Source organism: Agrobacterium rubi TR3 = NBRC 13261, assembly GCF_000739935.1.
Classification (GTDB): Bacteria; Pseudomonadota; Alphaproteobacteria; order Rhizobiales; family Rhizobiaceae; genus Agrobacterium; species Agrobacterium rubi.
The window spans coordinates 1-21,490 of the sequence record NZ_BBJU01000025.1 but is presented as its reverse complement, the minus strand read 5'-3'; the positions used below and the strand labels follow the sequence as shown (position 1 = coordinate 21,490).

Sequence of the window (21,490 nt, the reverse complement as noted above, 5' to 3'; positions counted from 1 at the left end):
ATTAAAATAAAACAGGCCCATGGAAGCTATTACGTCGGAAGAGCAGCGTCGCCTTGCAGCGCTTGAAAGCTACAACATACTCGACACGCCACGTGAGCAAGATTTCGACGATATCGCAGCGTTGGCAGCGTCACTGTGCGACACGCCCATTGCCGTCGTTAATCTCATTGGCGATGGCCGACAGTTTTTCAAAGCCGAAGTTGGCCTGGGTGTCCGCACGACGCCTTTGGACACATCGTTTTGCGCCCATGCCATACTTGAGCAGGACCTCCTCATCATTCCAGATACGCTGGAAGACCCCCGCTTCAACTGCAATCCTCTTGTTACGTCCGAACCCCATATCCGCTTTTACGCGGGCGCCCTGCTGAAATCCGATGACGGACTGCCGATCGGGACGATCTGCGTGCTGGGCCATGAGGCGAAGGAATTATCGAAAGCCCAGAAAACCGGGCTGCAAGCGCTAGCCCGTCAGGTCATGTCGCTCTTGGAGCTCCGCCGCAACCTTCACACCATGTCTCACGATCTGGCCCTGGAGCGCCGTCTTTCTGCCAAAAGGCAGATACGCGCCAGCAAGGCAGATGCGAAGGCCGAAGAGCTGCTGGTCAATGATGCGCGCTCGAAAGCGGCCCATGATGCGGGCAGGATCGGCATTTTCGAGGTCGATATTGCCACCAACGACATGATCGTGTCGGAAGAATTCTGTCGCATCTACGGCGTTCCGGTACAGCGGCAATATTCGACCCAAGTCTTTCAAAACCTCATCATCGATGAGGACAAGAAGCTTGCATCGGAAGCCATCAGCCAAGGTGATGGCACCGCGCCTTTGAGTGTCGAATATAGGATCAGGCGCGGCAACGACCAACGGGTGCGTTGGGTTGCGCGGCGTGCGCAATTTATCGAAGACGAGACCGGCAAAAGCGTCAAGATCATCGGCATCATCATCGATGTCACAGATTCCAAGCGCAAAGATGCTCGCATCGCAGCACTTCTAACCTTGGGCGACCGGTTGCGCGTGGGCAAGACGGTGGAAGACATTTCCCGCATAGCCTCGGAAATCCTGGCCGAGGGTCTCGCCGTAAACAGGGCCGGATACGCGACCGTCAACAGTGCCACGAGCGGGTTGTTCGTGGAGTATAATTGGCTCGCGAGCGGCGTTAATTCGATCGTCGGTCATCACACGCTTGGCGACTTCAGCGCCACGATCGAGCGGCTCGAAATGGGCGACACGCTGGCGGTCCCCAATATCAACGCGGCAAGCTGGCTGGACAAAGACGCTGCGTCCTATTCGGCAATCGGTGTGCGGTCTTTCGTCAAGGTTCCCGTTATCGACCGCGGCAGCCTTGTGGGCATTCTTTTCGCCCATGATTCCAAGCCGCGCTTCTGGAGCAAGCTGGAACTCGACTTCGCTTGGGGCGTGGCCGACAGAGCCTACGCCGCCATTGCCCGGTTGAATGCGGAATCCGAGCAGCGGCTTCTCAATCAGGAGCTCAGCCATCGTCTCAAGAACACATTATCCATCGTACAGGCCATTGCGGCGCAAACCCTGCGCAATGTGACAGAAAAGGATGCGGTTGCCGCATTCAACGGTCGGCTGCATGCGCTTAGTTCTGCGCATGACGTTTTGCTGCAGCAATCCTGGTCCACGGCACGGCTGCGCGACGTAATCCGCAAAGTCATGCACCTGCACGCCAGCAGCGAGAAAGTGCTGATCTCAGGTCCAGAAGTGCCACTCGGCCCGAAGGCTGGACTTTCCCTGTCTCTGCTGCTGCACGAACTGGGTACCAACGCCATAAAATATGGCTCGCTTTCCACGGATACAGGCGTGGTCGACATCAGCTGGGACGTTTCGGAGGAAACTGAAAAACCTATGCTGACGCTGAAGTGGGAAGAAAAAGGCGGCCCCCCTGCCCGTGAGCCGCAGCGCAAAGGATTTGGCTCACGCCTCATCCGCATGGGCATTGCAGGCACGGGAGATGTGGACAAGCATTTTACCAATAGCGGCCTGATCGCTACGTTCCGGGCACCATTGTCGCTGGTGACAGAACTGGGCGAGTAATCGCTTTGTTTCACCAGTCGGTAGAGGCTACTTAAGCAGCACTGCCCTTCAAGATACGCGATTTCTGGCGGTTCCAGTCGCGTTCCTTCTCCGTCTCGCGCTTGTCGTGCAGCTTTTTACCCTTGGCAAGCGCCAGCTCCAGCTTTGCGCGGCCCTTTTCGTTGAAATAGATTTTCAACGGCACCAGCGTCATACCTTCGCGATTGATACCGACGCGCATGCGGCTGATTTCACGCTTCGACAACAGCAGTTTTCGGCGGCGGCGTGGCTCGTGATTGAAGCGGTTGGCCTGGAGATATTCCGGCAGATGCGAATTGATCAGCCATATCTCGTTGCCCTCATCCGACGCATAGGATTCAGCGATATTGGCCTTGCCCTCGCGCAGAGATTTGACCTCGGTGCCGGTCAGCACGATACCTGCCTCGTATGTGTCGAGGATTTCGTAATTGAAGCGAGCCTTGCGGTTTTCCGCAACGATCTTGTTCACAACGCGCTGACTGCCTTTGGGGGCCATTTTTCAATCCGTTTTCATTCACCCGCAAACTGTCTGCGGTTCGGCCCCTATGTAGGGACAAAGGCGCCTAAAGTGAAGATGCGCCGTCGCCAGCGCATCTCAGGTTCATCTCAGTTGATCAGACCGGCATGCTTCAGCGCGGCATCGATTGCAGCTTCCGTCGCCGGTTCCAGCGTATCCATCAGTGGCGAACGGACCGTGCAGTTGCCGTTCCGCGTCCGGGACAGCGCATATTTCGTGCCGCAAACGCCTGGTTCGATGAAGATGGCCTTGTGCAGCGGCATAAGGCGGTCTTGATAGTCCAGCGCCAGCGCATAGTTACCAGCCAGCGTTGCCGCCTGAAACTCTGCACACAGACGCGGCGCGATGTTGGCCGCCACAGAAATGCAGCCGACGCCGCCATGGGCGTTGAAGCCAAGGGCTGTCGCATCTTCGCCCGACAGCTGAACGAAATCCTTACCGCAGGTGATACGCTGCTCAGACACACGATCGATCTTTCCGGTCGCGTCCTTGACGCCGACGATGTTCTTGTGGGCCTTGGCCAGCGAGCCCATGGTCTCCGGCGTCATGTCGATGACGGAGCGTGGCGGGATGTTGTAGATGATGATCGGCAGCGTCACCGCCTCGGCAATCGCGGAGAAATGCGCGAAAAGACCCTTTTGCGTCGGCTTGTTGTAGTAGGGCGTGACCACCAGCAGCGCATCCGCGCCGACTTCCTGCGCATGTAGCGCAAGCTCAATCGCCTCACGCGTATTGTTGGAGCCGGCACCTGCGATGACCGGAACCCGTTTTGCCGCCGTTTCCACGCACAGTTCAACGACGCGTTTGTGCTCGTCATGGGACAGGGTTGGAGATTCCCCCGTGGTCCCGACAGGCACGAGGCCGCTGCTGCCTTCGGCAATCTGCCACTCCACATGGGCGGCAAACGCCGTTTCGTCCACGGAACCATCGGCGGTGAACGGCGTGATGAGGGCGGGAATGGATCCCTTGAACATGCAAAACTCCTAGCGGCGAGCCAGTCCATGCTTCAGCCGCATTCCATGATTAAAACGGTGTCACATTAGTGTGGCCCAAAGCGACCGACAAGCTGTTAACACCGCCTTTTGACCTGAGACATACAAAAAGTTTGGACGAAAAGAGCGGCAAACGGGCCAAGCGCCTAGTGATGCGGCAAAAGCTTGTAACGCGACCATTCTGACCTAAATTTGATCTGAAGCGATGGAGTTCATTAAGGTTTCGTTAATGCTGAAAGCGGCTAATGGAAGACGTATTGTCCGCCCGCTTGCCAAATCGGAAAATCCGGTATGGCGTTTGACGTGGTGCCTGAACTGTAACCTGACGTGGCCCGGGCGAGCCACCCTCACATCGCGAGTAGGGGCATGAAGAAAACAGCTTTTGGCCTGCTGGCAGCGGGTCTTGCCGCAACCGTCTGGAGCGCTTGGGCAGGCCCGTCACCAGATGGCGTGGCGCCCCTGCCCTATGTGAAGCCGAACGCTCCTGCGGTTCCGGCGTTCTTGCCAGCCAGCCCCGATGTGACCGGCTCCATCATTCGCCCCAACATGCCGCTCGATGTGTCCGACCTGAAAGCGGGCCTCGACGCCTTGTCGAGCCGCGATGCCGCGCGTGCCATGAGCATTCGCAATGCCCTGCCCGTCACCAGTTTGGACCGGCATATCTTGACATGGGCGATTGCGATTTCCGGCCAGAGGGATGTTCCATCAAGCGAAATCACAGCCGCTCAGCGTGTCTTGAACGGATGGCCAGGGATTGCGACGCTTCGCGCAAACTCCGAACGCGCGATGTTGCGCGAAAGCCTTCAGCCCTCTGACGTCATCGCCTATTTCGCAACGACCACGCCCGAAACGCCGGAAGGCACCTTGGCGCTGGCCACCGCGTTCAATACGTCAGGCCATAGCGATCAGGCGCAAACGCTGATCCGCCGTATCTGGACGAGCGAGACCATGGATACGGGTCTGGAAGATCGCGTCCTAAGCCAGTTCTCCGGCCTTCTCTCCGTTGCAGATCACAAGGCGCGGATGGACTACCTGATGTATCGCAACCGGGTCAGCCAGGCCAAGCGCTTCGCCGATCTCGGCAAGGTGCCACAGCTCTACACCGCCTGGGCAGCCGTTCTGCAGAAATCAAAGACGGCGGCAGTAGCGCTCAACGCCGTTCCCGCCGCCATGCGCAACGACCCGGCTTACCTGTTCGCGCGCATTGAAAATCTGCGGCATCAACAAAAATACGAAGAAGCTGCAGCACTTCTTGCGCAGTCGCCGAAGGACCCGGTACAGCTGGGCGATCCCGGGGAATGGTGGAACGAGCGGCGCATCGTCGCGCGCGGTCTGGCGGATCTCGGCGATTTCAAGGAAGCGTACAATATTGTCGCAAACCATTCCGCCACCTCTGCCGTGGATATTGCCGACGCCGAATTCCACGCGGGCTGGTATGCCTTGCGGGCGCTGCAAGACCCGGCCTCGGCGGCCAAACATTTCAATGCACTTCTGCAAGCCTCCAACCGCCCGCTTTCGGCCTCGCGCGCCTATTATTGGCTCGGGCGGACGGCTGAGGCAGGTGGGCCGGGCGATGCGCGCGACTATTTCACCAAGGCTGCCGCCAATCCCGGCACGTTTTACGGCCAGCTTGCTGCCGCGCGAATCGGCACGACGACGATCAACGTGACCTACCCGTCTCCAACAGACAATGATCGACAGCACTTTGCCGACCGTGAGGCCGTGCGTGCCATCGAACGACTGGAAGCGGCGGGTTATAGCTGGCGGGCAGACAGTCTTTACCGTGCTCTCGCCGAGCAGATGGACAGTCCCGGCGAGTTGGCAATTCTTGCGACGCGAGCGGAAGCCAACAATAATCATCAGGTTTCGCTGCAAATCGGTAAAACGGCGTTCAGTCGCGGCATCGATGCGGCGGCACTCGCCTACCCTATCGGTGTCATTCCTGGCAGTGCGAATATTTCCGGCTCCGGCAAAGCTTTGGCCTACGCCATCGCCAGACAGGAGAGCGCCTTCAACCCAGCGGCCGTCTCTCCCGCCAATGCGCGCGGACTGCTACAACTTTTGCCTGGGACTGCCAAAGGCGTGGCCAGCCGTCACGGCATGGATTTTACCCAGGCCAAGCTCACCACGGATGCCGGCTATAACGCCACACTCGGCGCGCATTATCTGGGCGAGCAGATCGACAGCTTCGGCGGCTCCTACATTCTGACTTTCGTCGCCTATAATGCAGGTCCCAAGCGCGTGCCGGAATGGATTGCCCGTTACGGCGACCCGCGCGGCAAACCCATCGACGACGTCGTCGACTGGATCGAGCGCATCCCCTTCCCCGAAACCCGTAACTACGTGCAGCGGGTCATGGAAAATTACCAGATCTACAAAACCCGTCTCGGCCAGAAGGCCGACATCGTCACCGACCTGCGAGACGGCAGACCCGGCTGAGTTCAAGCGATACCATCATAAAACAAAAAGCGCCGATCCCGGCGCTTTTTTTGTGCCTGTTCAAACCTGCTGCACCAACAAACCATCACAAACGAAAAAGCCCGGCTCGAGAGCCGGGCTTTCCTGAATGACTTGGAAAGTCAGATCAGATTAGAAATCGCGCTGAAGGCGAACGAAACCGGTAACCTGGTCGTCAGCGTTGTCTTCGTCGATGTAGTTAGCTGTAACCTTTGTGCTCAGGCCGTCTGTGATTTTGTAATCAACAGTCAGACCAGCTGTCCATGCATCGTTGCTTGTGAAGTCAGCATTTGGGTTAACCGGCGTGAAGCCAATCGGAGCAGACAGGTTGCCGAGGTATTCAGCAGCTGGCGTGATAGTCAGCTTGTCAGTTGCCTTGATTGCGTATTCTGCAGCAACAGCCCATTCGGAAACGCCATAGTAGGAGTTTACGCCAGAAGCCCATACGCCAGACAGGCCGAGTGTGCCTGGACCAACGTCAGCAAACAGGATACCGCGAACGGCACCGTCTTCGAGGTCTGTGTCGTAGCTGCCAACGATTGTTGCAGTAACCGCACCAAACTTCGCGCCAACCACACCGGTAACACCGACGTTGTTGTCGTTGGTGGAGAACGTGCCTTCAAGCTCGTCAACAGAAACGTTGGCGTAGAAAGAACCAGCGTCGTATGTGTAACGAACAGAGTTGAACAGCGTGTTGGAGGACAGGATGTCCGTTTCGCCGTTCAGATCGTTATCCCACTCGCTGTAGAACTTACCGACCTTAAGGCCGCCGAGTTCAATAAATGCCTGCTGAATGTTGAGGCCGGAATCGCCAGCACCGTTTTCAGCGTCGCCACGGAATTCGATGAAGCCACGCAGAGCGCCGAGTTCGGTGTCTGTGCGTGTGTCAACGTTGAACTGTGCGCGTGTGAAAGAGTTCCAATCAGACGTGCCGGATTCATCACGACCGATGTCTGTCTGGAAACGGATGTAACCAGAGAACTTCAAGCATGTTTCAGTGCCAGGGATGTAGAAGAAGCCTGTGCCGAAAGCGTCGCAAACGCGAACGTATTCCAGTGGCTCAGGTTCAGCAGCGACGATTGCGTCTGCAGCCTGTGCGCCAGATACTGCTGCGAGTGCTGCAGCGGAGCCGATCAAAAAGCTCTTAATGTTCATGGTGACCTCCAAGTCAAATGATGAGAAACAGCGGATGGGAGTGATGCTGTCCTTGGAACCGATTAGAGCCATAAGCGGAGAGTCGCGCAACCGCGAAAAGAGCAAATGAGCGCTAAAGTCGAACCGTTGCCGTCATGCTGTTGCAACTTCGTCACAAATCAACCGCAGGATGGCCGAAGTGTTAATGAAGCATTACCGGAAAAAGCCGCGATCCTTTCGCATTAGACGTTTGAAATTCATCGGATAAAACGAAAAAACCCGGCTCGAAAGCCGGGTTTTCCATCACTGACAAAGTCAGATCAGATTAGAAGTTGCGCTGCAGGCGAACGAAGCCAGTGACCTGATCGCCACGGCCGTCTTCGTCGTAGTAGTTTGCAGTGAGCTTGGTGGTCAGGCCATCGGTGATTTTGTAGTCAACCGTTACGCCAGCAGTCCATGCATCGCGGTCAGACCAATCGTTGCCAAGGCGCAGTGTCGTAGAGTCGCTGGAGATAGCTGTCCCAAGAGCGCCAGTACCGTTCGTACGTACGCCATCAGCAACGCTACCGAAGTACTGAGCAGCAGGCGTGATCGTCAGCTTGTCAGTTGCCTTGATTGCGTATTCAGCAGCAACAGTCCACTCAGAGCGTGCCCAGTATGCAGAACCACCGGATGCCCAAACGCCGGCCAGGCCAAGCGTGCCAGGACCGATGTCAGCTGTACCCATGAGGCGAACTGCGCCTTCTTCCTGGTCGACGTCGTAGCCGCCGATCAGCTGAAGGGTGAAGCCAGCGAGCTTCGTGCCGACGCCAGCAGAAATACCAACATTGTTGTCAGCTTCCTGTGTAGCAACGCCGTTTTCGATGCGAGCGAGACGACCATTCAGGCCTTCGAGTTCGTCAACCGAAACGCCAGCCCAGAAAGAGCCTGCATCGTAGGTGTAACGAACGGAGTTGAACAGTGTAGCAGAGTTCAGGTAGTCAGTTTCGCCAGAAAGGCTGTCGCCCCACCAGTTGTAGAACTTACCGACCTTCAGGCCGCCGAGTTCGATGAAAGCCTGCTGAATGTTGAGGCCAGCAGAGTCTGCTGTGTCAGCATCGCCGCGGAATTCGATGAAACCACGAACGGCACCGAGTTCGGTGTCTGTCTTGGTATCAACGTTGAACTGAGCGCGCGTGAAAGAGTCCCAATCAGATGTGCCAGACTTGTCGCGACCGATGTCTGTCTGGAAACGAACGTAACCAGAGAACTTCAGGCAGGTTTCGGTACCAGGAATGTAGAAGAAGCCTGTGCCGAAAGCGTCGCAAACGCGAACGTATTCCATTGGTTCTGGCTCAGCAGCGACGATAGCGTCGGCAGCCTGGGCGCCAGATACTGCTGCGAGAGCTGCAGCGGAGCCGATCAAAAGGCTCTTAATGTTCATGTTGACCTCCAGTCAAGTTTCAAAAGGGTCTGGGTTCTTAAGCTGAAGGACAGCATTCCCTGCCCCATTCCCGTGTTCTCGAAAACGGACGATCCACCGCCTCGCTTCCGTCGCTGAAAATACGGAAGGTTCGTGCGCTTGCAATCGGCAAACGCAGTTATGACACCTTTACTCACCCGCTTCGTTTTAAGATGTTGCTTAAAAAACACATTTCGCTGTTCGCAGCGAACCAAGAGTTTACAAATTGTTAAAAAATACGTTTTGAATCCGTTACTTATACTGACTCCGCACCCAACGCGTTCTGCATCTACTCCCTGTAACGAGCCTATTTTGCAGGACTTATGCATGTGCAAGAGCGTGCCATGATGAGACAATGTATCATTGCCGGAAAGCGCGAAGGCGTCGACTTCGACATGGGCCAAGAGAATCGCGCGCACCACGATTCGCTCTTTTCGATTCGATAAACAACGATGGCTCCCTGCACCTTGAACGGGTCGGTGGAAAACACGCGCTATAATGGGTCTTTTTCGCCTCTTTATAGAAAAGGCCTTGCATTCGATTTTTTTACACAATAATCAGGCGGCACCGGAGAGGTGGCCGAGTGGTCGAAGGCGCTCCCCTGCTAAGGGAGTATACGTCAAAAGCGTATCGTGGGTTCGAATCCCATCCTCTCCGCCATCAGCCAAACAATCCTATACATCCTCGACACATCGATATCGCATCTGCGCGGAACATTCGTGCGGTTACTGCGTTACCACCTCGACCAACAGCAAGAGGTGATTTCAAATGGCTCAGACCAAATTGAACGTTGTGGAAGACACAGTCGAGAATCAGATTGCGGAACTGCGCTCGCAGATTTCGTCGCTGTCCAAGTCCGTATCGGCACGCGCAGGCGTCCTTTCAGACGACGCTTCCGAGTTTGTCGATGAAGCACGCGGCAAGGTACAACGCGTTGCTCAGTCGGCAGCACAGACCGTCAAGGCACAGAGCCACAATGTGGTCGAGGCCGTGAAGGAAAATCCAGGCACGGCAACGTCGCTGCTGACAGTCGTCGGCGCGCTTGGTTTTGCGCTCGGCTACTTCGTGGCAACCGCCGCGCAGGAGCAGAAGAGCAGCAGCATTTACCGCTGGCGCTAAGCTTTCAGCCTATCAGATATGAGGCAAGGAGTGTCAACTCCTTGCCTTTTTTGTATATGGAGGACAACAATGAGCTTTCCCGAAGACCTGGAAGTGGCACTGACAGCTTTTTCACGCGACAACGGTTTGCAGCGCGAAGCGGCAATCGAACGCATCTTGAGAGACCGGTTGCTGCATGAGGGGCTGATCACGTCCAAGCAGAAGGGTATTCCACCGGAAAAGCTGAATGCCAGCAACGACGATTGATGAGACTTAATAGCTTGAAGGCTTAAGGGTCGCTCCACCCTTGTAGCGGCTCGCCAATGATCGCAATGCGCTGGAAAACTCCGTGACATCTGCTCCCACCGCTACGAATGACGCTCCAAGCTCCAAATAGCGCTGATTAAATGTCTCGTTAAACGTCAGAATACCCGCCGCCTTGCCAGCCGCAACGATCTTGCGAATCGTCGCTTCGATCGTGTCCTGAACTTCCGGCTCCTCGATTCGCCCGAGATAGCCCATATCGGCTGCGAGATCGGCTGGGCCGATGAAAATGCCGTCGATGCCATCGACCCTCAATATATTATCGAGATCAGCGATGGCCGCGCGGTTTTCCACTTGCACCAGCAGGCAAAGCCCGTCTGCGGCTGTTTGGGAATAATCTTCAATCATGTTGAACGCGGATGCGCGTGCAACGGCGGCACCCATGCCGCGAATACCGCGCGGTGGATAATGCATGGCTGAAACAAGCGCTTCAGCCTGGCTTGCCGAATCGACCATCGGCACCAGCAGCGTTCGTGCCCCTGCATCGAGCAGTTGCTTGATAATCCAGCTTTCGCCTGTCGGCACACGCACCACAGGTTCCGCAGATGACGTGGCCAACGCTCGTAATTGCTCAATGATGCTGCGCAGATCGTTCGGGCCGTGCTCGCCATCGATCACCAGCCAGTCGAAACCTGCTGTTCCAGCGATCTCTGCTGTGATCGCCTCGCCCATATCCAACCACAGGCCGATCTGCGGCTTGCCCTGGTGAATGGCAGTCTTGAAGCGATTTTCCGGCACGGGCATGGAGCAATCCTCAGGCGAGCAGCAATTTCAGGTCAGCGGCGTGGTCGGTCAGAACCGCACGGTTGGGTTCCTTGCCGGTATCGAGCAGCTTTTTGCCGCTGACGTAGGCTTTCGCGTCATTGATGGCATCCACCGCAACAAAACGACCCTGTTTGAAATACCAGACCGAGTGGCTGCCTTCGCGCTGGCCGGGCCGCACCAGCGTTTCGTCATAACCATGGTTAAAACCGGCAATTTGCAGTTTCACATCATACTGATCAGACCAGAACCACGGCTTGGGCTGATAGGGCTTTTCGTCTCCTGCCAGAATGACAGCAGCTGCTTCCGCCTGATCGACAGCATTCTGCACCGATTCGAGCCGCACATCGGCGTCGTTGAAGGGCAGCAGCGCGCAATCGCCCATGGCGTAAATATCAGGGTCCGACGTGCGGGTGAATTGATCGACCAGAATACCGTTTCCGACATCAAGGCCCGATTCGCGTGCCAGCCGGTCGTTGGGCGTCACGCCAATGCCAGCGATAACGAAATCGACATCCAGCAACGAACCGTCAGATAGTTCCGCTGCGCTGACGCGCCCGTCTGTGCCGATCAGCCGGGTCAAGCCGGTTTTCTCGCGGATCGAAACACCATGGGACAGGTGAATGTCGCGGATGATCGCGGCTGTTTCGGGCGCTGCCACCCGTTGCAGAATACGGTCCGCCATTTCGATCAGGGTAACTTCAAGCCCCAACTGTCTGGCTACGGCTGCGGCCTCCAGACCGATATAGCCACCACCGATCACCAGCAACCGACGACCGGGCTGCATATCGTCCATCAACCGATCGGCGTCCCGCTTGTCGCGCACGGTCAGCACCCCGTCCAGATCACCGCCAACGCCTGCGGGCAAGAGACGCGGGGAAGCGCCCGTTGCCAGGGCCAGTTTGTCATATGCAAGCGTGCTGCCATCCTGCATGCGCACGGTTTTCGCAGCGCGGTCTATCTCTTCGACCCATGTGGACAGGCGTATCTCGACATTGTTTTCGGCAAACCATTCGGCAGACCGGAATTGCAGGCGATCAAAACTCATCTCGCCCATCAGATATTTCTTGGACAGCGGCGGCCTCTGGTAGGGCGGAACGTCTTCCGAGCCGATGATGACGATCGGCCTTTCATCCTTCAACGCCCGCAGTTTGGCGGCAAGGGCAAAGCCGGCCTGCCCCGCACCGACGATGACGAGTGTGCCTGCCATATGCTGCTCCATCAGTCCAAGAATATGCTCAAGGCCTAAAGCGAAGGAGGCAGCGCGTCAACCAAATTGAAAGGGGGACGGCGTCGCTCAGGCCAACCTGAGCCAGCCTTGCGCAACCTTCTGTCCTTAAACACGTTTTGAGAATGCGTTTCGTCCGAAAAACGTAAAATGCTGTGGCAAAACAGGCCAAAAAAGCTAGAAATGTTGCTGATATGTTCAGTTTTTGGCAAGGAAGCGAGCGTAAGATTGTGTTCAACCCAAAAGGCAATCGGGGAGGTTGTCATGGCGCTAAACGTTAATATCAGTGTGAACGATGCCGTCCCGCAGGACGAGATGTATGAGAAATATGCCGTCGATCGTCCCGGCAAGATCACCTTCATCGGCCACCATCTCAGCACCCGAAACACCATGCGTTGCCTCATTCGCAATATCTCGCTTTACGGCGCGGATATCGAAGTCAGCCCGCATCTGGATCTGCCGACGAATTTCTATCTCGAAGTTCTCGGTATCCGGGACGAGATCGGCTGCACGCTGATCCGGCGCGAGGAAGAGCAGGCAACTGTCGCGTTCAACATGCTGATTGATGCCGAGTTTCTCCACCATGTTCGCCGCCTGAGTTTTGAGACAGCACTCTGACACGTCTGGACGGCAGAAAAACAGTGTCACAACCACCGCATTTGTAATGGCCCGCCTTGCGCGGGCCAATTTTGATTCTATGGTGAAGCCGTTTCTTGCAACGGATAACGGAACTTCCTGAAATGTCCGCATTTTCGCGCTTTACCTCGCTCTCCGCTTCGCTCCCCTCTTCCGTGCCGTTCGTTGGGCCGGAGGCGATAGAGCGTAACCGCAAGCTTGATATCAAAGCGCGCATCGGCGCGAATGAAAGCGGCTTTGGCCCGGCCCCATCGGTTATCGACGCTATGCACAAGGCAGCAACTGAAACATGGATGTATGCCGATCCCGAAAATTTCGAGCTGCGGGAGGCACTCGCCATCCATCACGGCATTTCTCGCGGAAACATCGCCATCGGCAACGGCGTGGATGGTTTGCTGGGCGAGATCGTGCGGTTGGTGGTGGAGCCCGGAACGCCTGTTGTCACGTCCTTCGGCGGTTACCCGACCTTCAATTACCATGTGGCCGGGTATGGCGGACGTCTGGTGACGACGCCCTATCTAGATGACCATGAAAACCTCGACGGCTTGCTGGACCTCGTCAAAAAGGAAAACGCGCCGCTCGTCTATTTCGCCAACCCGGATAACCCGATGGGCAGCTGGTGGGACGCGAGCGAAGTGTTGACCTTCGCAAAGGCGCTGCCGGAAACCTGTCTGCTGGTGCTGGATGAGGCCTATTGCGAGACGGCACCAGAAAGCGCTGTCCCCAGCGTTCGCGCCATGATCGGCATGCCCAACGTGCTGCGCATGCGCACCTTCTCAAAGGCTTACGGTCTGGCAGGCGCGCGCGTTGGCTATGCCATCGGCACGCTGGGCAATGCGCAGGCCTTCGATAAAATCCGCAATCACTTCGGCATGCCCCGCGTTTCAATCGCCGCAGCACTCTCCGCACTGAAGGATCAGGCGTATCTGCGCGATGTGGTCAAGCGCATCGCCAACGCCCGAGAGCGCATCTCCACCATCGCCCGCCAGAACGGCCTTTCGCCCCTGCCCTCCGCCACCAACTTCGTCACCATCGATTGCCACAAGGACGGCGCCTACGCCAAAGCCATCGTGGATGGGCTGATGGACCACGGCGTCTTCATCCGCATGCCCGGGGTGGAGCCACTCAACCGTTGCATCCGCGTCAGTGCCGCCCCGGACGCGAAGCTGGATTTGTTTGCAGACGCGCTGCCGAAGGTGTTGAAGGCGTTGAGCTGAGACGTCAGTTGGACTCAAACAGCAACGCTTTGGGATAAGGAAGTGCGAGTGGCGGCATCTCGTGTTGCGAAAAATATCTGATTGATTTCGTCTCGCTATCAGATGGTGCCGAAATGTGCTTTTCAATACGGCACTTAAACAGCGTTACCACGTATTCGACCTGATCACCGTTGGGATACACATATCGAAAATCCTCGCCGCCAAACACGTCGATGATTCTCTCCACGCTGACATCAAAGCCGGTTTCTTCTCTGACCTCTCGCATGATCGCCTGTCGCGGCGTTTCTCCCAGCTCGATTGCGCCTGCCGGAAGGCTCCAAGCCTCGCCTGAAGATTTTTCCTGAAGTAATATCCGCCCGTCGGCGTCATGAATGACGGCAGCGACAGAGGGGAGAATGAGAAGTTCGCATCCGATCTGCTGGCGGAGTGCCTTGATATAGGTCGACATGGGTAAGCGCTGAGCCTCGTTTCGTGTCATGCTACCCGGTAATCAAACTTTTGGGATCATAATCAGACAAATAAAAAACCGTGCCAGCCTTGTTTCTGCTGGTCACGGTTTGATGTGTCGGCGTGGATCTGGCCGCTTGCCTTTTGAGGCTTATATTTTGTGCCGACCGGGACTGGAGGATACCGGTTGGGAGGGGAATGGCGGACTTGAGCCCGCTCTGTCTTTTTGATCTGTCCTGTAAAAGTCTCGCCTGAACTCAGTGCGAAGTCATCCAGTCGCGGGCGGCGCGTAGTGCCGTTGCGAGGTCTGCCTTGCTCATGTTGCGGGCCAGATCGGCGCGCAGTGAAACCGCCCGTTCCGAACCCTTGATGGCGGCGATGTTCAGCCACTTGTGGGCAGCAATGAGGTTCACCGGGCAACCACGGCCTGTCGCATAGATAAGGCCGAGGTTGCAGAAGACGTCCGCGCGGCTTTGGCCACCGGCGACTGCCATTTCGATATCGCGAACTTCAAAGCGTGCCATTTTCTCTATCCTGTTTGCCCGTTTTTTCTCTCTGTCTTCGCCCCTCTGCGGGAGCTTTGGCGGATGGGGCCTTACCGTCTTCTGCGGCTTGTTCTGGCCTTGTCCGTCGGCAGATTTGCTCTGCTCTTTCGATGTCCCCACTATGCCAAACGGGCTTCAACGGGCACTTAAAATCCATGATTAATAGGGGGCAAACAAAGTCCAAACGATTGGTAAAGTTGGGTTTTTGTTAAATATCACAAGCCCCGGAAATTAAGGACTTTGCAGACAATTTTACGAAAAGTTTACGGATGGAATTCAACCCTTTCGTAACCACGTCTCAACTCGGCATTTTTGGATGGATGATTTTCAGCGGCGCAAAGAGCTGAAAATCGCTGAATTTTGCCTCCGCCCATATTTCCTTTTACGTCCACGTAAACTATAAATCTGCGTATTCGCATGAGGAGATGCGAGAGCGAACCTTGAACACTGCAAGGTTCAGCCAAAGCTGGATTGGGAGGTCCCTATGAAGAGAATGACGATATTTGCCGCCGCCGCATTTTTGATGGGCAGCAGCGCCTTTGCTGCAGAAGCCATCGAGGGCAACTGGAAGACGGCCAGCGGCGAGACCGCAGCGATCACCCAGTGCGGCTCTGCCTATTGCGTGACCCTGAAGACCGGCAAGCATGCCGGAAAGCAGATCGGCAAGATGAGCGGTAAGGGCAACAGCTATTCCGGCGAAATCACCGACCCCGCCAACGACAAGACCTATGCCGGTACTGGCACCGTTTCGGGCAGTTCGCTGAGCATGAAGGGCTGCGTGCTGAAAGTGCTGTGCAAATCCCAGACCTGGACACGGCTCTAAACCCCCGCCTGTTCTTTCCCGCAGATAAAAACCTCATGTGGTCAACCACACCACATGAGTTGCGTTTGCAACGGGAGCGACGGCTTAGTCATCTGCGTCGGACACGATGTGCCCGGCCTCCGCAAGCAGCGAAACAGCCTTTTCTAAGTCGCTGGCTTTGACCAGCAGATGATCTCCATCGAACGTGGAGACGACAAAAATTCCAAGACCATTTTCCGATAGCGGCCTGATGACGGACAGGACGATGCCCGTCTCTCCGAATTCGAAGGGGCCGAGAAGTTTGAGGCAGGTCCAGCCCGCATCCTTGCGAGCGTTCTGCGGTACCCTGCCCTCGACGCAGACGATCGACAGTTCGTCATCTGTGCGACTGATGCTGACAAAGCCTGCTCCGTCCGCCCAATCCGGTATTGCTGCCTCCGGGTCCAGACGCGCAATGGCATAGGCCTGCGGAAGAATTTTCAGTTTGATCGACTTGCCCATAGCACTGCTCCACGAAACTCCGGCTGGACCATGCCTAACAAAATGAGCGACATAAGAACATATACCCCTATGATGTAGCGGTAGCTGCAATCAAAGATTGTTTTGTTGGATTCCCTCCGTCATATCGCTGTAATAAACCCTCTTTAGTTGCCCTGTCTGGAAGTATTCCAAACAACGAGCGGATGGAGAGCGCTATGACAAAGATCGACACGAGCAAGCTGAGCTGGGATGAGTGGGACGAGCTTCAGAACCCGCCACCAGCGGTGACCGATTTCAACCGTGTGGTCGAATCGGCGATTTCGCGTCGTGGCTTCCTTAGCGGCGTTCTGGCCTTCGGTTCTGCTGCCGCCGCACTCGGCACGCTCGGCAATCTGGCGTCTTCCACATCGGCACAGGCGCAGGAAGCCGCATCGCGCTTTCCGTTCAAGCCAATTGCGGCCACCACCGACAACACCATTCACGTGCCCGAAGGTTATAGCTGGAAGCCGGTTGCCAAGTGGGGCCAGCCTCTGTTTCCCAACGTGTCGGATATCGACCCGGTCAAGGGTGTCAGCCTTGAGAACTCGGACAAGGTTTTCGGCGAAAACACCGATGGCATGGAGTTGTTCGTGGTCGGCAGCCATCAGCTGATTGCCGTCAACCATGAATATGTGAACAACGAAACCAATCTGCCCCACCGCGAAAAGGGCATGCCTGCCAATCTGGACGAGGTGAAGATTCTTCAGCACATGCAGGGCGTGACCGTCATGGAAGTAGCGGAAGGCAAGGATGGCTGGGAGATCGTGGTCGGCAGCCCGTTCAACCGCCGCATTCACCACAACACGCCGATGAAGCTGTCCGGCCCCGCCGCAGGCTCCGAACTGGTCAAGACCAAGACCGATCCCAACGGCATCGACTGTCTTGGCACCTTCAACAATTGCGGCGCGGGCCGCACACCGTGGGGCACCTACCTGACCTGCGAAGAAAACTTCAACGGCTATTTCGGCTCCACCGACGCCGCCTTCAAGATGCCTGACGATTACAAGCGTTACGGCATCGCGGCCGAAACCCGCTACGGCTATGAGCTATTCGATGAGCGTTTCGACGTGTCCAAGCACCCCAACGAGCCGCGTCGCGCCGGTTACGTCGTGGAAATCGACCCGTCCAACGCATCCTCAACGCCCATCAAGCGCACGGCCCTTGGCCGCATCAAGCATGAAAACGCCGCCGTCGTCATCGCGCGCGATGGTCGCGTGGTCGTCTATATGGGCGACGACGAGCGTGGCGAGTTCCTTTACAAGTTCGTCTCCAACGGCATTTATGTGCCGGGTGGCGATACATCCAAGCTCTTGGACGAAGGCACGCTCTACGTTGCCAAGTTCAACGATGACGGCAATGGCGAGTGGGTGGCGCTGACGCCTCAATCCACCGGCATGAAGATGGACGAGATTTGCGTCTTCACCCGCCAGGCCGCTTCCAAGGTGGGCGCCACCACCATGGACCGCCCGGAATGGGTCGCCATCAACCCCGTCGCCATCGAAGCCTATTGCGCACTGACCAACAACACCAATCGCGGTGTTATGAAAGACGGCAAGCTTCGCGCCAATGGCGGCGGCGATGCCATGGCTATCAACGCGGCAAACCCGCGCGAAAAGAACGAATACGGCCAGATCGTGCGCTGGTATCCAGAAAATGATGACCACGCGGACGCCAAGTTCAAATGGGACCTGTTCTGCATGGCCGGCAACCCGGATGTTCACAAGGATGCCTATGCGGGCTCGTCCAACATCAACTCCGGCAACATGTTCAACTCGCCCGATGGCATGATGTTCGATTCGACCGGTCTGCTCTGGATTCAGACGGATGGCGAAGACAGCAATGACGGCCAATATGCCGGACAGGGCAACAACCAGATGCTGGCAGGCGACCCCGTTACCGGTCGCATCGAGCGCTTCCTGACGGCACCGAAGGGCGCGGAAGTCACGGGCCAGACATGGTCTGCTGACAAGCGCACCCATTTCGTCGGCATTCAGCACCCCGATGCGCCCTTCCCGGATGGCGAAGGCAAGCTGCCGCGCTCGGCCCTCATCGCCGTCAAGCGCGATGACAACGCCATGATCGGCTGATTGTCTTGCTCAATAAAAAAGGCGCCGTTCACGCGGCGCCTTTTTGATTCTGCTTCAGGCCTTTAAAAACCGGTCAAATCCAGTCGTTGCTGCCACCAGCACTGCAGCCAAGCGGCGGCACAGCGTTGCCGAAGGTCTGGTGCAGCTTGTCGCAACCCCATTTTCTGATTGGCGCTGGCATGCGGCTGTTCAACTCGATACCGACTTCGTTGTACGGGCTCTCGGTGTTGGTGACGTAGCTGTACCAACGGTAACCGAAGATCACGACGGCGAAGATCACAACCATCGTCAGCACTCTTATAATTTTCACAGTATGTCCTTACGCGTCTCATGAATGTCGACCCGCGCCACAGCTCTTTCGCACGATTTGCATGAGAGCCGCCCTTGCACGGGCCAGGCCCGGTCCTAGCCGGGAAAGCCGGTTTCAGCAAGCAACCTGATCTTTATGCTCACCCCGCCAGTGCGCAGTTGAAAAGGCAGGGTGCATCTGTCAGTTTCGGGCCGGGGGTAACGTAATTTGGAGGACATATTTTCATGCGCATGCTTTTGCCTTGCATCCTTTTGGCCAGTTGCATCATGACCGCACCCGCTTTCGCTGCCGAACCACCCGCATCGCCACCGGCAGACCGACCGTTGAACGAATTCGTCACCGCCGTCGAAAAGGACGGATCGATCACATTCCGCCTCTTCGCGCCAACGGCCAAGGCGGTATCGGTCGCTCTCGGCACCAATGCACCACTGGAAATGAAGCGCGCAGAAAACGGCGTCTGGAGCGCAAAGAGCGATGTGCTGAAGCCCAATCTCTATGAATATTATTTCAACATAGACGGCTTCCGCAGTATCGATACCGGCACCAATTATCCCAAGCCGCAGCGGCAGGTGAACACGAGCCTCATTCTGGTTCCCGGCAGCATTCTCGATGTGCGCGATGTGCCGCATGGCGAACTTCGCCTCGTCACCATTCCGTCCAAAGCCTTGAAATCCCAGCGCGCAACCTATGTCTACACGCCGCCGGGTTACACGGATGCGTCCGAACCTCTGCCAGTCATGTATCTCTACCACGGCTTTGGCGACACGGTTGCCTCCTGGGTTGCCCAGGGCCGCGCCCCGCAAATCCTCGACAATCTCCTGGCCGAGAAGAAAATCGAGCCGATGATCGTGGTCATTCCCGATACCGAAGCCGACATTCCCGAGGCCATCGCCGAAAACTTCCCCGGCGCCGACCGTCGCAAGAACTTCTATCCCATCAATGCCGATGCCATCGACCGCGAACTGGTGGAAGACCTCATCCCCTACATGAAACAGCACTATAAGGTGCGTGACGATGCCGATGGCCGCGCCGTTGTCGGCCTCTCACAGGGCGGCTACCAGTCCCTCGTCTCCGGCCTCACCCACTTGGGCACCTTCGGCTGGGTCGCCACCTTCAGCGGCGTTACCACCACAACGGTGCCGAACAAGGCGGTGGACACAGCCCTGAACGAGCCCGACAAGATCAACAAGGCGCTTCGCAACCTCACCGTTACCGTCGGAACAAAAGACGTCGTCACCGGCAAGGACATCGCAGGCCTCAAAGCCACGCTGGACGAAAAGAAGATCGATCACGACTACACGGATTATAAAGACCTAGGCCACGAGATGGACGTGTGGCGCCCATCGTTCGAGGCGTATTTGCAGAAGGTGTTCAAGAAGTAGGGGCTGAAGCGAACTGCCGCCTTGTCTTGGAAGAGATAAGGCGGCGGGTTATCGCGTAACTTTGTTGGATCCAGCAGCATATTTCCGCGGCGAGGCTCCCATAACCCGCTTGAACGCCGTACTGAACGCGGCCTCCGATTCGTAACCCAATGACAGGGCGATAGCGGCAACTGGCTCATGCCCGTTTGCCAAGCGCTCTTTGGCAAGAAGCATACGCCACCGCGTCAGGTAATCAATGGGCGAAGACCCGGCAATCGCCTTGAACCTCAGCGCGAATTTAGAGCGGGACATCCCGGCTCTTTCCGCCAACTTCGGCAAAGTCCAGCGCGCGCCGGGATGTGCATGTATCGCACTGATAGATGCTGCAATCCTCGGATCGCCAAGCGCAAACAACCAGCCAATACCCTGTCCCAGCCCATGGGAAAGGAAGAGCCGCAATGCTTGCACCAGCAGAAGATGCGCAAGATGTTGCACGACAAGGGCGCTACCCGGCTGCTTTTCGACAAGTTCCTGTCTCATTCGATCCAGCGCCCAGCGTAGACCCAGTTTATCGCTGTCGTCTCGCAAACGGACAATCGGCGGCATAGCCCCGAGCAACATGTCGATATGCGTATCCGAGAACGCAAAGTGCCCTCCGAGCAACATCGCCTCACCGCCGCCCCCAACACTGGCAATGCCACCGTTCCAATCTGCTTCTCGCAGTTCCTCGAAGGCAAGTGGTGTGAAGGCAAGGTCTCTGGCAATCACAAACCGCCTTCCATGCGGCAGCAGAACGCAATCGCCCGCATCGAGTGCTATTGGATTGGCCTCACCTTCAATCGCGATCCACGCGGTTCCAGACACAAGGGCAAAATATTTGACGCCGCTGTGGACATTGAACGCGATAGACCACCTCCCCCCGAGATCATATCCGCCAACGACATATGTATCAGGCTTGAGAAGTGACAGGACATCGGAAAGCGGATCTGATGACATTAGAGATAATCGCAAAAGAAATTGGGACTATCTCACATAGTTCATCCCTCTTTCAGTTGCTATCACCAAATGCACCGGGCGCTGACGACCGATGTTCATGAAAAGAGGGAGTTTTCCATGATCAAGATTATTTTAGGTTTCAAACGCCGACAGGAAATGGGATTTCAGGAGTTCAAGAACTATCGCCGCGACGTTCATGCGCCCCTGCTTTTTGGCATCCCGGAAGCAAAGAAAATTCGCAGATTCGTCGTCAACTATTCCGTTCAGGCTCCAGACTTCCCGGAACCCACCTATGATGCGGTTGTCGAGGCATGGTTCGATAATCTCGAAGACTTGAACACGCTCTATTCCTGCGAAAATTTCGTGACGCGAGTCGATCCAGATCACGTGAACTTCATCGACTTGTCTTCGGTCGGAAGGGTCATAGTGGAAGAAGTCGTATTGGTTGAGTAGCGCAGAAGCTGTGTCTATCGGAGGCCTTTAGTTTGGCTTTAAAACGAGCGAATAGGCCGCCTTGTCTCGAAGAGAGCTCTGGCCGCAATG

21 protein-coding genes and 1 tRNA gene are annotated in these 21,490 nt (G+C 56.5%); 11 read left to right on the top strand and 11 right to left on the bottom strand.

Going from position 1 to position 21,490, the window contains the following annotated elements; translation table 11 throughout:
• Positions 1–19: 19 nt before the first annotated feature.
• Positions 20–2,056, top strand: coding sequence for an HWE histidine kinase domain-containing protein (locus RRU01S_RS18940; protein WP_045231781.1), 2,037 nt, complete (start codon positions 20–22; stop codon positions 2,054–2,056).
• Positions 2,057–2,087: 31 nt separating this feature from the next.
• Here the strand turns inward: RRU01S_RS18940 and smpB are convergent, their stop codons facing one another.
• Positions 2,088–2,570, bottom strand: coding sequence for an SsrA-binding protein SmpB (gene smpB, locus RRU01S_RS18935; RefSeq protein ID WP_045231780.1), 483 nt, complete (start codon positions 2,568–2,570; stop codon positions 2,088–2,090).
• A gap of 110 nt (positions 2,571–2,680) precedes the next feature.
• The gene (gene dapA, locus RRU01S_RS18930; protein WP_045231779.1) at positions 2,681–3,565 is read right to left on the bottom strand and encodes a 4-hydroxy-tetrahydrodipicolinate synthase; all 885 of its coding nucleotides are present in this window, start codon (positions 3,563–3,565) and stop codon (positions 2,681–2,683) included.
• 384 nt (positions 3,566–3,949) lie between these two features.
• Between dapA and RRU01S_RS18925 the strand changes: the two genes are divergently transcribed.
• A complete protein-coding gene (locus tag RRU01S_RS18925; protein ID WP_045231778.1) occupies positions 3,950–6,022 on the top strand; it encodes a lytic transglycosylase domain-containing protein in 2,073 nt (690 codons plus the stop codon).
• A gap of 150 nt (positions 6,023–6,172) precedes the next feature.
• Here RRU01S_RS18925 and RRU01S_RS18920 read toward each other — a convergent pair whose 3' ends face one another.
• Positions 6,173–7,195, bottom strand: a complete 1,023-nt coding sequence (locus RRU01S_RS18920) for a porin (RefSeq protein WP_045231895.1) — start codon at positions 7,193–7,195, stop codon at positions 6,173–6,175.
• A 304-nt stretch (positions 7,196–7,499) separates the two neighbouring features.
• A complete protein-coding gene (locus RRU01S_RS18915) occupies positions 7,500–8,597 on the bottom strand; it encodes a porin (protein WP_045231777.1) in 1,098 nt (365 codons plus the stop codon).
• A 587-nt stretch (positions 8,598–9,184) separates the two neighbouring features.
• Between RRU01S_RS18915 and RRU01S_RS18910 the strand changes: the two genes are divergently transcribed.
• From RRU01S_RS18910 to RRU01S_RS26255, 3 genes are all read left to right on the top strand, one after another.
• A tRNA-Ser gene (locus tag RRU01S_RS18910) sits at positions 9,185–9,275 on the top strand.
• A gap of 108 nt (positions 9,276–9,383) precedes the next feature.
• On the top strand, positions 9,384–9,734 hold the full coding sequence (locus RRU01S_RS18905; RefSeq protein WP_045231776.1) for a hypothetical protein: 351 nt from the start codon (positions 9,384–9,386) through the stop codon (positions 9,732–9,734).
• A gap of 69 nt (positions 9,735–9,803) precedes the next feature.
• A complete protein-coding gene (locus tag RRU01S_RS26255) occupies positions 9,804–9,980 on the top strand; it encodes a hypothetical protein (RefSeq protein ID WP_164470670.1) in 177 nt (58 codons plus the stop codon).
• 6 nt (positions 9,981–9,986) lie between these two features.
• Here the strand turns inward: RRU01S_RS26255 and RRU01S_RS18900 are convergent, their stop codons facing one another.
• Both RRU01S_RS18900 and RRU01S_RS18895 read right to left on the bottom strand, forming a co-directional pair.
• A complete protein-coding gene (locus RRU01S_RS18900; RefSeq protein WP_045231775.1) occupies positions 9,987–10,781 on the bottom strand; it encodes an aldolase/citrate lyase family protein in 795 nt (264 codons plus the stop codon).
• Positions 10,782–10,791: 10 nt separating this feature from the next.
• Positions 10,792–12,009 carry an NAD(P)/FAD-dependent oxidoreductase gene (locus RRU01S_RS18895; protein WP_045231894.1) on the bottom strand — a complete coding sequence of 406 codons (1,218 nt, stop codon included), beginning with the start codon at positions 12,007–12,009 and terminating at the stop codon, positions 10,792–10,794.
• A 282-nt stretch (positions 12,010–12,291) separates the two neighbouring features.
• On the opposite strand from RRU01S_RS18895, the gene RRU01S_RS18890 reads away from it, so the two are divergent.
• Together RRU01S_RS18890 and RRU01S_RS18885 are read left to right on the top strand one after the other, a co-directional pair.
• Positions 12,292–12,645, top strand: a complete 354-nt coding sequence (locus RRU01S_RS18890; RefSeq protein ID WP_045231774.1) for a hypothetical protein — start codon at positions 12,292–12,294, stop codon at positions 12,643–12,645.
• A gap of 122 nt (positions 12,646–12,767) precedes the next feature.
• On the top strand, positions 12,768–13,880 hold the full coding sequence (locus RRU01S_RS18885; RefSeq protein ID WP_045231773.1) for a pyridoxal phosphate-dependent aminotransferase: 1,113 nt from the start codon (positions 12,768–12,770) through the stop codon (positions 13,878–13,880).
• A gap of 4 nt (positions 13,881–13,884) precedes the next feature.
• Here RRU01S_RS18885 and RRU01S_RS18880 read toward each other — a convergent pair whose 3' ends face one another.
• Entirely contained in the window at positions 13,885–14,328 is a 444-nt protein-coding gene (locus RRU01S_RS18880; protein WP_045231772.1) for an NUDIX domain-containing protein, read from the bottom strand.
• Between the two features lie 256 nt (positions 14,329–14,584).
• Positions 14,585–14,851 (bottom strand): SEL1-like repeat protein, encoded by a 267-nt coding sequence (locus RRU01S_RS18875; RefSeq protein WP_045231893.1) that lies wholly within the window; start codon positions 14,849–14,851, stop codon positions 14,585–14,587.
• Positions 14,852–15,356: 505 nt separating this feature from the next.
• On the opposite strand from RRU01S_RS18875, the gene RRU01S_RS18870 reads away from it, so the two are divergent.
• Entirely contained in the window at positions 15,357–15,695 is a 339-nt protein-coding gene (locus RRU01S_RS18870) for a DUF2147 domain-containing protein (protein ID WP_045231771.1), read from the top strand.
• Positions 15,696–15,779: 84 nt separating this feature from the next.
• Here the strand turns inward: RRU01S_RS18870 and RRU01S_RS18865 are convergent, their stop codons facing one another.
• A complete protein-coding gene (locus RRU01S_RS18865) occupies positions 15,780–16,175 on the bottom strand; it encodes an ACT domain-containing protein (protein ID WP_045231770.1) in 396 nt (131 codons plus the stop codon).
• Positions 16,176–16,369: 194 nt separating this feature from the next.
• Between RRU01S_RS18865 and RRU01S_RS18860 the strand changes: the two genes are divergently transcribed.
• On the top strand, positions 16,370–18,280 hold the full coding sequence (locus RRU01S_RS18860; RefSeq protein WP_045231769.1) for a PhoX family protein: 1,911 nt from the start codon (positions 16,370–16,372) through the stop codon (positions 18,278–18,280).
• Between the two features lie 73 nt (positions 18,281–18,353).
• Here the strand turns inward: RRU01S_RS18860 and RRU01S_RS18855 are convergent, their stop codons facing one another.
• On the bottom strand, positions 18,354–18,566 hold the full coding sequence (locus RRU01S_RS18855) for a hypothetical protein (protein ID WP_045231768.1): 213 nt from the start codon (positions 18,564–18,566) through the stop codon (positions 18,354–18,356).
• A gap of 290 nt (positions 18,567–18,856) precedes the next feature.
• On the opposite strand from RRU01S_RS18855, the gene RRU01S_RS18850 reads away from it, so the two are divergent.
• Positions 18,857–19,972: an esterase gene (locus RRU01S_RS18850; RefSeq protein WP_234936077.1), complete on the top strand. Its 1,116-nt coding sequence runs from the start codon at positions 18,857–18,859 to the stop codon at positions 19,970–19,972.
• A gap of 48 nt (positions 19,973–20,020) precedes the next feature.
• On the opposite strand, the gene RRU01S_RS18845 is transcribed toward RRU01S_RS18850, so the two are convergent.
• The gene (locus RRU01S_RS18845; protein ID WP_045231766.1) at positions 20,021–20,947 is read right to left on the bottom strand and encodes an AraC family transcriptional regulator; all 927 of its coding nucleotides are present in this window, start codon (positions 20,945–20,947) and stop codon (positions 20,021–20,023) included.
• Between the two features lie 117 nt (positions 20,948–21,064).
• Here RRU01S_RS18845 and RRU01S_RS18840 point away from each other — a divergent pair, with 117 nt between their 5' ends.
• Positions 21,065–21,400 carry an EthD domain-containing protein gene (locus tag RRU01S_RS18840; RefSeq protein WP_045231892.1) on the top strand — a complete coding sequence of 112 codons (336 nt, stop codon included), beginning with the start codon at positions 21,065–21,067 and terminating at the stop codon, positions 21,398–21,400.
• Positions 21,401–21,490 lie beyond the last annotated feature (90 nt).

Excerpts from the sequence above, each read along its gene's own strand:
- RRU01S_RS18940 (WP_045231781.1), top strand. The coding sequence starts at position 20 with ATGGAAGCTATTACGTCGGAAGAGCAGCGTCGCCTTGCAGCGCTTGAA.
- smpB (WP_045231780.1), bottom strand. The coding sequence starts at position 2,570 with ATGGCCCCCAAAGGCAGTCAGCGCGTTGTGAACAAGATCGTTGCGGAA.
- dapA (WP_045231779.1), bottom strand. The coding sequence starts at position 3,565 with ATGTTCAAGGGATCCATTCCCGCCCTCATCACGCCGTTCACCGCCGAT.
- RRU01S_RS18925 (WP_045231778.1), top strand. The coding sequence starts at position 3,950 with ATGAAGAAAACAGCTTTTGGCCTGCTGGCAGCGGGTCTTGCCGCAACC.
- RRU01S_RS18920 (WP_045231895.1), bottom strand. The coding sequence starts at position 7,195 with ATGAACATTAAGAGCTTTTTGATCGGCTCCGCTGCAGCACTCGCAGCA.
- RRU01S_RS18915 (WP_045231777.1), bottom strand. The coding sequence starts at position 8,597 with ATGAACATTAAGAGCCTTTTGATCGGCTCCGCTGCAGCTCTCGCAGCA.
- RRU01S_RS18905 (WP_045231776.1), top strand. The coding sequence starts at position 9,384 with ATGGCTCAGACCAAATTGAACGTTGTGGAAGACACAGTCGAGAATCAG.
- RRU01S_RS26255 (WP_164470670.1), top strand. The coding sequence starts at position 9,804 with ATGAGCTTTCCCGAAGACCTGGAAGTGGCACTGACAGCTTTTTCACGC.
- RRU01S_RS18900 (WP_045231775.1), bottom strand. The coding sequence starts at position 10,781 with ATGCCCGTGCCGGAAAATCGCTTCAAGACTGCCATTCACCAGGGCAAG.
- RRU01S_RS18895 (WP_045231894.1), bottom strand. The coding sequence starts at position 12,009 with ATGGCAGGCACACTCGTCATCGTCGGTGCGGGGCAGGCCGGCTTTGCC.
- RRU01S_RS18890 (WP_045231774.1), top strand. The coding sequence starts at position 12,292 with ATGGCGCTAAACGTTAATATCAGTGTGAACGATGCCGTCCCGCAGGAC.
- RRU01S_RS18885 (WP_045231773.1), top strand. The coding sequence starts at position 12,768 with ATGTCCGCATTTTCGCGCTTTACCTCGCTCTCCGCTTCGCTCCCCTCT.
- RRU01S_RS18880 (WP_045231772.1), bottom strand. The coding sequence starts at position 14,328 with ATGTCGACCTATATCAAGGCACTCCGCCAGCAGATCGGATGCGAACTT.
- RRU01S_RS18875 (WP_045231893.1), bottom strand. The coding sequence starts at position 14,851 with ATGGCACGCTTTGAAGTTCGCGATATCGAAATGGCAGTCGCCGGTGGC.
- RRU01S_RS18870 (WP_045231771.1), top strand. The coding sequence starts at position 15,357 with ATGAAGAGAATGACGATATTTGCCGCCGCCGCATTTTTGATGGGCAGC.
- RRU01S_RS18865 (WP_045231770.1), bottom strand. The coding sequence starts at position 16,175 with ATGGGCAAGTCGATCAAACTGAAAATTCTTCCGCAGGCCTATGCCATT.
- RRU01S_RS18860 (WP_045231769.1), top strand. The coding sequence starts at position 16,370 with ATGACAAAGATCGACACGAGCAAGCTGAGCTGGGATGAGTGGGACGAG.
- RRU01S_RS18855 (WP_045231768.1), bottom strand. The coding sequence starts at position 18,566 with ATGGTTGTGATCTTCGCCGTCGTGATCTTCGGTTACCGTTGGTACAGC.
- RRU01S_RS18850 (WP_234936077.1), top strand. The coding sequence starts at position 18,857 with ATGACCGCACCCGCTTTCGCTGCCGAACCACCCGCATCGCCACCGGCA.
- RRU01S_RS18845 (WP_045231766.1), bottom strand. The coding sequence starts at position 20,947 with ATGTCATCAGATCCGCTTTCCGATGTCCTGTCACTTCTCAAGCCTGAT.
- RRU01S_RS18840 (WP_045231892.1), top strand. The coding sequence starts at position 21,065 with ATGATCAAGATTATTTTAGGTTTCAAACGCCGACAGGAAATGGGATTT.